Origin of the sequence: Binatus sp. (SeqCode) (assembly GCF_036522015.1) — a bacterium.
Classification (GTDB): Bacteria; Desulfobacterota; Binatia; order Binatales; family Binataceae; genus Binatus.
This window is the reverse complement of the sequence record NZ_DATDGQ010000307.1, coordinates 1-9,601: the sequence shown is the minus strand read 5'-3', so window position 1 is coordinate 9,601 and position 9,601 is coordinate 1. Positions and strand designations below refer to the sequence as shown.

The 9,601-nt window shown below is 61.1% G+C and carries 11 protein-coding genes; 6 read left to right on the top strand and 5 right to left on the bottom strand.

What is annotated here, in order from left to right; all coding sequences use genetic code 11:
* Positions 1 to 212 precede the first annotated feature (212 nt).
* The 3 genes from VIW95_RS13145 to VIW95_RS13135 are packed head-to-tail and all read left to right on the top strand — an operon-like array spanning position 213 to position 2,154.
* Entirely contained in the window at positions 213 to 677 is a 465-nt protein-coding gene (locus tag VIW95_RS13145) for a GFA family protein (protein WP_331587218.1), read from the top strand.
* Positions 678 to 706: 29 nt separating this feature from the next.
* Positions 707 to 1,063: a DUF952 domain-containing protein gene (locus VIW95_RS13140; protein ID WP_331587216.1), complete on the top strand. Its 357-nt coding sequence runs from the start codon at positions 707 to 709 to the stop codon at positions 1,061 to 1,063.
* A 47-nt stretch (positions 1,064 to 1,110) separates the two neighbouring features.
* Positions 1,111 to 2,154 carry a hypothetical protein gene (locus VIW95_RS13135; RefSeq protein WP_331587214.1) on the top strand — a complete coding sequence of 348 codons (1,044 nt, stop codon included), beginning with the start codon at positions 1,111 to 1,113 and terminating at the stop codon, positions 2,152 to 2,154.
* 97 nt (positions 2,155 to 2,251) lie between these two features.
* Here the strand turns inward: VIW95_RS13135 and VIW95_RS13130 are convergent, their stop codons facing one another.
* The gene (locus VIW95_RS13130; protein WP_331587212.1) at positions 2,252 to 2,833 is read right to left on the bottom strand and encodes a GNAT family N-acetyltransferase; all 582 of its coding nucleotides are present in this window, start codon (positions 2,831 to 2,833) and stop codon (positions 2,252 to 2,254) included.
* A gap of 265 nt (positions 2,834 to 3,098) precedes the next feature.
* On the opposite strand from VIW95_RS13130, the gene VIW95_RS13125 reads away from it, so the two are divergent.
* Complete coding sequence (locus VIW95_RS13125) at positions 3,099 to 4,643, top strand: wax ester/triacylglycerol synthase family O-acyltransferase (protein WP_331587210.1); 1,545 nt, start codon at positions 3,099 to 3,101, stop codon at positions 4,641 to 4,643.
* A 150-nt stretch (positions 4,644 to 4,793) separates the two neighbouring features.
* Positions 4,794 to 5,363: a DNA-3-methyladenine glycosylase I gene (locus VIW95_RS13120; RefSeq protein ID WP_331587208.1), complete on the top strand. Its 570-nt coding sequence runs from the start codon at positions 4,794 to 4,796 to the stop codon at positions 5,361 to 5,363.
* Here the strand turns inward: VIW95_RS13120 and VIW95_RS13115 are convergent.
* The 4 genes from VIW95_RS13115 to VIW95_RS13100 are packed head-to-tail and all read right to left on the bottom strand — an operon-like array spanning position 5,309 to position 9,268.
* A complete protein-coding gene (locus VIW95_RS13115; protein ID WP_331587206.1) occupies positions 5,309 to 6,901 on the bottom strand; it encodes an ArnT family glycosyltransferase in 1,593 nt (530 codons plus the stop codon). The genes VIW95_RS13120 and VIW95_RS13115 overlap by 55 nt on opposite strands.
* 38 nt (positions 6,902 to 6,939) lie before the next feature.
* Positions 6,940 to 8,121 (bottom strand): GNAT family N-acetyltransferase, encoded by a 1,182-nt coding sequence (locus VIW95_RS13110; protein WP_331587204.1) that lies wholly within the window; start codon positions 8,119 to 8,121, stop codon positions 6,940 to 6,942.
* 46 nt (positions 8,122 to 8,167) lie between these two features.
* Positions 8,168 to 8,647, bottom strand: a complete 480-nt coding sequence (locus VIW95_RS13105) for an Rrf2 family transcriptional regulator (RefSeq protein WP_331587202.1) — start codon at positions 8,645 to 8,647, stop codon at positions 8,168 to 8,170.
* A gap of 12 nt (positions 8,648 to 8,659) precedes the next feature.
* Positions 8,660 to 9,268, bottom strand: a complete 609-nt coding sequence (locus tag VIW95_RS13100) for a riboflavin synthase (protein ID WP_331587200.1) — start codon at positions 9,266 to 9,268, stop codon at positions 8,660 to 8,662.
* 113 nt (positions 9,269 to 9,381) lie between these two features.
* On the opposite strand from VIW95_RS13100, the gene VIW95_RS13095 reads away from it, so the two are divergent.
* A partial coding sequence (locus VIW95_RS13095) for a hypothetical protein (protein ID WP_331587198.1) occupies positions 9,382 to 9,601 on the top strand: 220 nt, incomplete at its 3' end.

The following is a 9,601-nucleotide window of genomic DNA, read 5'->3' as shown; positions in this document are numbered from 1 at the left end:
TCAGCGAGCCTCCTGATCACATACCAATCGTTTAGTAAAATTGCAAAGCACCTGCTGCGGAGGATCCGAATACCTCGCCCGTTACTTTACGGGAGAGGCAGCCGGCCGCAACGCGGCCGGCAGGTGAGGGTTCTGGGACTCCATCGAGATGCGCATTTCGGATCTTTCTTATCCCAATCCCAGTATGCCAAACAGTACGGGAGGTGCATAAAATGATCCACGGAAGCTGTCTTTGCGGCGCCATCCGCTTCGAATTCACCAAACCGGCCGGTCCGTTCGAGCTGTGCCATTGCACGCGATGCCGCAAAGTCACCGGCTCCGCATTTTTTTCAGGACTCTACGTCCGCATCGAAGATTTCCGGCTCATCGAGGGCGAAGAGCTAATTACCGCATACGAGGCGCCGATACTGCGCGAGCCTCCCGCCTATCGCGCCTCCTTCTGCAGCCGATGCGGTTCGCCGGTGCCGAATCCGAGGCCTGCGCAAAAGCGATCTCGCGGACGCTCGGGATTGCTCGAAATTCCGGCCGGCCTTCTCGACGACGACCCCGGAATGAAACCCGACAAGCACATCTTCATCGAGGTAAAGTCGCCGTGGTTCGAAATCATTGGCGACCTGCCGCAATACGATCTGCCGGGCTTGGTCGCACTGCGGACCAAAACCAAGACGCCCGAATGATGCGACAAGATATTTTCGAAGAGCACCGGATGATCGTACATATCGTCAAGCGCGGTGAGTGGGAGCTCGCGGCGGGGAGGGGAACCTATGCGCCCGATAGTCTGCAGGCGGAAGGGTTTATCCATTGCTCGACGCCGGCACAGCTGATCGATACTGCTAATCGGTTTTATCGCGGGCAAAACGGCCTTGTCGTGCTATGTATCGAGGAGTCGCGGCTTAAGGCGGAGTTGAAGTATGAAGCGCCTGCGATGCAGCGTGGTGAATCGGCGGGCGAGTTGTTTCCTCATCTATGCGGAGAGTTGAATGTCGATGCGGTGGTGAGAGTGGTCGCGTTGCCGTGCGATGCGGATGGATCATTCCGATTGCTTGATGGATTGCAGGAGTAGGCATTGCCGTGCGTAACTTCGGTGAAATTTCGGCATCTGAATTCAATATGAAAAACTATTTTGTTCGACTCTTTGCGCTCGCGACTGTCGTCGCGGCGTTCGCTACGGCCGCGGATTTGGTGCTCGCGGCGGAGTCCGGGGCTCCGGCTTACAAGATGACCGCTACCTTCAAGCTTGGCGGTGACGGTGGATGGGACTACGCGACGCTCCACAAGGGCGAGCTATACGTCACCCGCGTCACGCATACGATGGCGATGGACGTCTCCACCGGGAAAATCGTCGCGGATATCGGCGGTCAGAAAAGATCGCATGGCGTGGCGTTCGTGCCGGAGGCGGGGCGAGGATTTATCAGCGACGGCGGCAGCGGCTCTGTGCTGATCTTCGATATGAAGACTCACGCAATGCTGGGCAAAGTGCCTGCCGCGGATGACGCGGACGGTATCATCTATGATCGCGCCAGCAATCGGGTGCTGGTGATGTGCGGCGATGCGCATCAGCTGGTGGCGATCGCGCCCGACGTGAATCCGGCCGGCGGCAAACCTGCGGCGACTGTCGATTTGGGCGGCTCCCCGGAGTTCGCGGTTTCCGACGAGAACGGCAAGGTCTACGTCAATATCTTGGACAAGGACGAGGTCGCCGTGGTCGATACCAAACAGATGAAGGTCGTCGCGCGATGGCCGACCGCGCCGGGTAGCAGGCCGACCGGGATGTCGATGGATCGCGCGACGCGGCGGCTGTTCATTGGGTGTCGAAACAAAAAGCTGATCGTGATGAACGCCGACGACGGAAAGATCATCGCGGATTTTCCCATTGGCGCGTTCGTCGATGCGACCGCATTCCGCGGCGGCCTGGTGTTCGCGAGCTGCGGCGACGGGACGTTGACGATCATTCGCGAAGTGTCAGCCGACAAGTTCGAAGTCGCACAAGTGCTGAAGACGGAGCTGGGCGCACGCACGATGGCGGTCGATCCCAGCGGCGAAATGATTTATCTCCCGACGGCGGACCTGACATTTCCTGCCGGCACCAACCCCGAGCATCCGCGTCCGGTGCCGGTTCCAGGGACCTTCAGGATATTGGTGGTGACACAGTAGCGTGATTGACCTCTCCCGTCGGGAGAGGTCGACGCAAGTCCGCGAACGGCGGGTGAGGGCGCCCGCATTCAGCTCGATGCGAGGAAAAGGATTGGACTTACGCGACGATGCGGTCTGAGAAGCCGGCTACGTCGTAGGTCATGATCAGGAGGTCGCGCGCGCGACCGCGCCGGTCCTCGACCCAGTCCGACAGTATCGCTTCCACCTGGAATCCAAGGTGCTCGAAGGCGGCGCGCGCCGCGGTCTGATCGGTGGTCATTTGAGCCGTTATTTTCTTGAGGCCGAGCGATCGCGCGAGATCGAATACTTCGGCGGACAGGCGGCGGCCGAGTCCCGCGCCGCGATAACGCGACGAAGTGATGATGCGGATTTCGCCGACCCGCCGGGTCCATCGCGCCTGATCAAGATGGACGCTGGCGTAGGCAGCGAGTTCACCGTCAACTTCGGCGAGCAGCGTGATGGTAGTTCCGTTCTTGATGTTATCAACCCATTGCTGGACGACGTGGCGGTCGGTGATGTCGGTACGGAGGAAGAGCAGATCGTCGGCGGGCAGGTTCCGGGCGAAGTCGATTATCTTGTCGAGGTCGTCGGGCTCCATCACGCGGATGACGGCGCTGTGGCCGTCGCGCAATTTAAGCTGAATTGGATAAGAACGATTAGTCTTGATCTGCTCGGCCATCGAAACCTCCGCATAGCTACTGCGGGCAAGCGCTGCCGTCGAAAAAACTCGTAAGACGCTCTTAACCCGCGCGAAGCGCTATCCTTGATCAGCGCGGGCCATCCGGCAAGCGCAGCATCGATAAAATACAGCTTGCACTTCCCAGACCATGCCTGCCAAACTTCGCATTCTACGGCATTGTCATTTCCAGGGTTTTCTCCGCTTGGACGGGGCACTGAGCCGTGGCCCAAGACCGAGGGGAATCCGGCTCGGAGGCGAGTTTCGAATGGCCGAAAATTCAGCATTTCCATCCTCGGCGAGCTACCGACTGTCCACCCAGGATGCGACCTTTATCTATGGCGAGTCGCAGAGCGGTCCGCTGCATATCGGATCGATCGGGTTGTTCGAGGGACACGTCGATTTCAACGCGCTGCTCGGCCATTTCGAGGAGCGGATGCACCTGGTGCCGCGCTACCGGCAGCGGCTGATCGAAGTTCCGCTGAATTTCTCGCACGCCATGATGGAGGATGACCCGGAGTTTACGGTCGCGAACCATGTGCATCTGCACGAGCTGCCAGACGCCATCAGCGAAGGCGACGCGCTGGCGGAAATGATGCGCATCTTCGAGAAGCCGCTCGATCGCAAGCGTCCACTGTGGGAACTGCACACCTTCCACAACCTGGACGGAAATCGCACGGCGCTGATGTGGAAGGTGCATCATTGCCTGGTTGACGGCGTGTCGGGGGTCGAACTGCTGAAGGTGATGTACGACTTTCGCGCGGAGCCGCCTGATATTCCACAACCGCCGACACCGTGGGTGGCGGCCAAGCCGTCGAGCCTGATCCGACGATTCGCGGATGCCGTGCGCGACCAGATTCAAGGCGCGGTTAGCTCGACCATCAACGCTGCGGTCGAAGCGATCGAGGACCCGGCGTCGGTGGCGGATCGTGCGCGGCAAATGGCGGAGGCCTCGCGCGTGATGACCGAGCTGGCGACGCGGCGAATAGTGGCGACGCCGTGGAACTCGACGCCGGTTACGCAGGACCGCGTGGTGGCATGGACGCGTCAAACGTTTTCGGATTTTCGCGCGATCAGATCGGCATTTGGCGGCTCGGTCAATGACGTCGTACTGGCGATGTTGACCGAGGGCGCCGCGCGCTACTTGCAGCATCATGGGTACGCCGTCGAAGGACAGCAACTGTGCATTGGATGTCCGGTCAACGTGCGCCACAGAAGCGAAAAAAGTTCGCTTGGGAATCGCGTCTCGATGATGTTCCCGACCGCGCCTGCGGCGCCGATGGATATCGTCGAGCGGCTGCAATTGATCCACGAGGAAACCGAGCGAATCAAAGCGGCCGGCTCCGCGCAGGCTCTGGAAACCATCATGGGCCTCGGCGACGCGATTCCGCCTAGCATGATCGGCCCGGCTGCGCGCGTGGCGACCACGATGATGGACGTCGCGGGGCGGATGGCAAAGTGGACGGACTGGAGGCCGCGGCCCGATGGCTTCGGCCTGCCCGCTGTCGGAATAAACTTTATCGCGACCAACGTCCCGGGCGTGCAGGTGCCGCAATATATAAACGGCCACGTATGCCTGGACATGGTACCGCTCGTGCCGCTCGGCGCCACGATGGGGTATGCAGTCGCAATACTCAGTTACTATAAGAGCCTATACTTCGGACTGATGGCGGACCCGCGCGTGATGCCAGACGTCGCGTTGATGAAGGCTTTCGTCGATGACGCGTTCGCCGAGTTAAAGCGCCGATGCGCGGAAAAGTCCGCAGAGAAAGCGGAGCAGGAACCGGAGCGTAAAAGCGCCAGCGGCGCGTGAGGGAAAGGGTAAATCACTTTATCGAATGTGAAACCCGCGGTGGGTTTCACGCCTCCTTCGGCAGGGGTGACCCCTGCACACCCAGTGAAAGAAATCGGCACCGGCGCGGTGCGAGACCTCGTTCCTGTGTTCCGCCTTTGAGGTTCACCTATGCGGTGCGGATGGGCGCGCAATGAGTTGGCGATTCGCTACCACGACGAAGAGTGGGGTGTGCCGGTTCATGACGAACGGCGGTGGTTCGAGTTTATCACGCTCGAAGGTGCCCAGGCCGGACTGAGCTGGGACACGATCCTGCGCAAGCGCGACGCCTATCGCCGCGCCTTCAAGGAGTTCGAGCCCGCGCGCGTCGCGAAGTTCGGCGATCGCGACGTGACGAGACTGCTCGCGGACGCGGGAATCGTTCGAAATCGGTTGAAGATCAATTCCGCGATTGGCAACGCGAAGGCGTTTCTTGCCGTGCAGAGAGAGTTTGCCACCTTCGACGATTATATCTGGCGATTCGTCGGCGGCCGGCCGAGGATCAACAAATGGCGCACGCTAAAGCAGTTGCCGGCGCGCACGGCTGAGTCTGATGCGATGAGCAAGGAGTTGATCGGTCGCGGGTTCAAGTTTGTGGGATCGACAATCTGCTACGCGATGATGCAAGCGACCGGGATGGTCAACGATCACATGGTCGATTGCGAGAGATATAGAGCGGTGATCCGGTCCGCAGAGAAATGAAGCGGAGATGACGCGTAGGATTTGCCGCGCTTGATTAGTACGAGCTGGCGATTGCCGTGGTCCGAGGTGAGGACGGGCTCGAAGTCCAGCGCCTCGCTTTCATGCTTCTTCCAAACCTGGGCGGGCAGGATGATGAAGCCGGGGGGCGCGTCATCGAGGCGACCGTCGAGGATGGGCGCGTCTCGATCGAGGTAGAACAAGAGGGGCGCGGCTTCTTCCTGGAATCCGTAAAGGTAGAGCGGGTCAGCAGGGGCTACGACGCGCGCGATCTCGGCGGCCGCGGGACGAAATGAATCGTCGCGGCAAGTACGCACTTCTGACCGCGGTATATAGATGAAGTTGAATACGACGAGCCCGGCGCATAGCGCGGCAAAGGTCCATTTCGCGGCGCGCCGGTACGCGGGCGGCGGAATTGTCAGGACCCACCACGCGAGTATCAGCGCGGCTGCCGGCCATACCGGCAGCAGATACGAGCGCCGTTTGTAGGCGGCAACGCTGAAGAAAATGACGGTGGCGAAATAGAATATCGCAAACAGGCGGACGGCGGAGCGGGCGACCCCTCCCACGTCGCTTTCCGCGACGCGACCTCCCCCGTCGGGAGAGGCAGGATTTGGATCGGTAGTGGCGCTGCTCGAAGTGACTATTGGACTGAGTAATGCGTAAACGGCGGCGACTGGGACGAGCAAACTCAGCGGGGCGGAGTTGAGCAGGACGGGTTTGAGGTAGTACCACGGCGCCATCGCGCCCAGCGAGCCGACGAAGCGGCCGACGTTCTCGGTATCGAGCTGGCGATTCAGAAAGGCGAAGCGTCCGCCGAAGTAGCATGCGAGGTACCAGCTCGAAGCGATTGCGCCGCCGACGATGATCGCGCCGGGATCGAGCATCGTCAGAATTTGGCGTCCCCGACGCTCGGCGACCATGAAGATGACGATCGATGCACCAGGCAGAATTGCGCCGACCGGCCCCTTGGCGAGCACGCCTAAACCGAGCGCCGCAGCCAGCGAGTAGAGCGCAGGCAGGTTGGATGCGAAACGCGCCTCGCGACCAGACAGGGTCGCGTCACGCGGCAGCCACCTCAGAAAAGCCAACAGAGAGAGGGTCTCGAAGAAGCACAGCGTCATGTCGACGCGGCCGAAACGGCCCTGGCTGATGTACTGGTACGAGCCGGCCAGGGCGAGTCCGGCGAGGACGGCGGCGTCGAGGCCGAGGATTTCGTACGCGAAGATCATAATCAGGACGGCGCCGGCGATCGCGTAGAGGGCGGATGGCAGGCGGAGGTTCGCAGCGGTCACCTTGCGGACTCCGGCGAGGCGATCGATCGCGACCGCCGTCCAGTGGAACAGCGGCGGCTTGTACATCGGGACGTTGCCGTTCTCGACCGGGAACATCAGCTGCCCGTGTTCGACCATCTGCTGGACGAAGACGCCTTCGACGGCCTCGTTGCCAGTGCATACGTCGCCCGCGCCGAGTCGATGAAGGGTCAGGACAGATATGACGAGAACAATCGCAGCGATCGCGGCGGCCGATTTCAGCGTCATAATAGCTAGTCGCGATCTAATGGCTAATCATCGAATAGTCAGTCGAGGTTGATGCGCAATATACTAAGGCTTTCAATGCGGGAGGAGTCGTAACCACGCCATTTCGCCGCGGAAACGTCGCGGGCACTCGCGCGTTTGAAGCCAAGCCGCGAGAAGAAACCCGCGACTCGATCGTCATTGGTGCAGGCGAAGAGGTATTTGAGGCGGCGCGCCTCGGCTTCCTTGAATATCTCGCGCACCAGTACTGCGGCGACGCCCTCGCCCTGGAAACGCGTCAAGGTGTACATCGCGGTGATCTCGCCGCATCGGTCGCGGCGGTAGGGCTCGGTCAGCAGCGAGCAGATTCCGGCGAGGTGCTCGTCGCCGATTCGGTAGCCGAAACATGACGGCAGGATCTGCGCGATCTGATCGGGAGTGCGGGGCAGCAGGTGACCTTCTGTCTGGCCGCGCACGATCAGCGCTTCGACTTCTTCGAAGTCATCGATCGAAACCGGACGGACGAAGCCGTATTGCATTTCGGTAAAGAGCGTTCCGGCCCCGATGAAGCTGAACAGTTCTTCGTAAACGTCGCCGGGCGCGACCAGGTTGACGGAGCCGACACCGTCCTCGAGCGCGTCAAGCGCTGCGCGCACGATGGCTCTGCGAGCGCGCGAGCGGATGTTGCGCATGGTGCGGCCGATGCGGCGTTCTTCGACGAATGACAGGCGATTGCCGTCCTTGTCGACCAGGCCGCCGCGCCGATCGAGCATCAGCAGCTTAAACACGCGCAGCCGGCTGGCGAGCTCGCGCGCGAAAACGGTGAGATCGTCGGCGTCGTCGCGGCTCATCGAGGCGACGACGATGGAGCCGGCGCGTAGCCGAGCCCAGATTTCTGCGACGGCAGAATCCGGTGGATACGGCCGTGACCGCAGTCCTTCGGACGGATTGAAGACCGGCGGCGGTTCGGTGGGCGCGAGGCGGCCGAGCCGTCGCATCAGTTTCGGGAGCGCGCTCGGGGAAACGATGACGACGCATCGGGTTTGATTGCGGCGCAATTCGCGGAGCGTCAGGAGCAGAGAATTGAATTCGGAGATTCGGTGTCCCGCTGGAGGAATCAGCGCGAAGAGCAGGCTCTTGCCGTAGAATTCCTCGAGATAAAAGGTCTTCTCAGTAAAGACCGGCGCGCCGCGGCGTGGCTTGCCGACGAAATCGCCGAGGCCGATCGCTCCGAAATCGCTCACGGGCCGAGCGTTCGCGGGGTCAGAGTCGAGTGGGTCTTCAATTCGGCTACGCGGGCTGGGACTTGGCCGGCGATATCGCGCTCGCCGCGACCTCGGGAGGGCAGACCGGCGGAGATGGCCGCGACGCGGCGATTTCGGCGAGCGAGGTGTCGGAGAAAACTTCGAGCAACACGCGCTGGCCCTTCTCCCACACGCGATACATGCGGCAGGTGGGCTGCAAGGCGCATGAGCTGCTGCCGTCGGTGCATACGTTGAGCGTGATCGGACCCTCAACCGCTTCGATAATATCCCGGAACGTGACGGTGTCGGCTTTGCGGGCGAGTTGGTAGCCGCCGCCGGGACCGCGCCGCGCGTGGACGAGGCCGCGGCGCATCAGATCGCGTATCACTTTCTCGAGATAGTATTTCGGGATCTGCTCGCGAGTGGCTATCTCGGTTCCGCGCGCCACGCCCGCGGGATGATCGGCGAGATAGATCATCGCACGCAGGGCGTACTCGATCTTGCGCGGTATCTGCATCAAGCTCATGTTTTTCAGTATCTACGCGGGGGTTGCGGCGGCTCGCAGGGTGAGAATCTTTTCGACGTACTTGACCAGCATGTCGTTCTCGATGTTTACGAAGTCACCGGCTTGCCTGGAGCCGAGCGTCGTCGAGCGCAGCGTGTGCGGAATCAGTTCGACGGAGAAATTGTTGTCCTTGACCGAAAAGATCGTGAGGCTGATTCCGTCGATTGCGACCGAGCCCTTTTCGACCAGGTAGCGCGCTTGCGCCGGTGCGACCTCGAAGCTGAAAAGTTTCGAGTCGCCCTCAGGCTTGATCGACACGACCCGACCGATGCCGTCGACGTGGCCGGAGACTAGATGGCCGCCGAGCAGCTTGCCGAGCGTGAGGCATCGCTCGAGATTGACGCGGGCGCCGGGTTTCAGATCGCCAAGACCGGTGCATCGGAGCGTCTCGGCGGAGACATCCATCGCGAAACGTCCGGGGCTTTTGGAAATCACGGTCAGGCATGCGCCGTTGACAGTGATCGAATCGCCGATGGTGATTTCGGCCACCGGCAGCGATGTGTGCACTGAGATTACGGCGCCCTGGTCGGTCGGCTTAAGGCTTTCGACGGTGCCGAGATCTTCGATGATACCGGTGAACATCACTACTCCTGTCGGGCGATGGGGGACAAATCTCCAGAAAAATCATATCTTTTTGAGAGATGGCCGCGCAACAATATGAAGATGAAATAGTGCCCTGCTAAGCTGGAGCGGGCATGAGAGCGAAGAAAAAAGAGAAACTGAAGGCGTTGCTGTTCGACTTTGGCGGCACGCTCGCATTCCTGGATTACGAATTGCTGGCCCGCGAATTCTCGCGCGAGGGACGCAAGCTGGATGCGCTCGCGCTCGAGCATGCGGAATACGCGGGTCGCGCGGCCATCGATCGACATCTGCTGAGCGAGGGGAACAGCCAGGCCACTTCTGCGGCGTACGAAC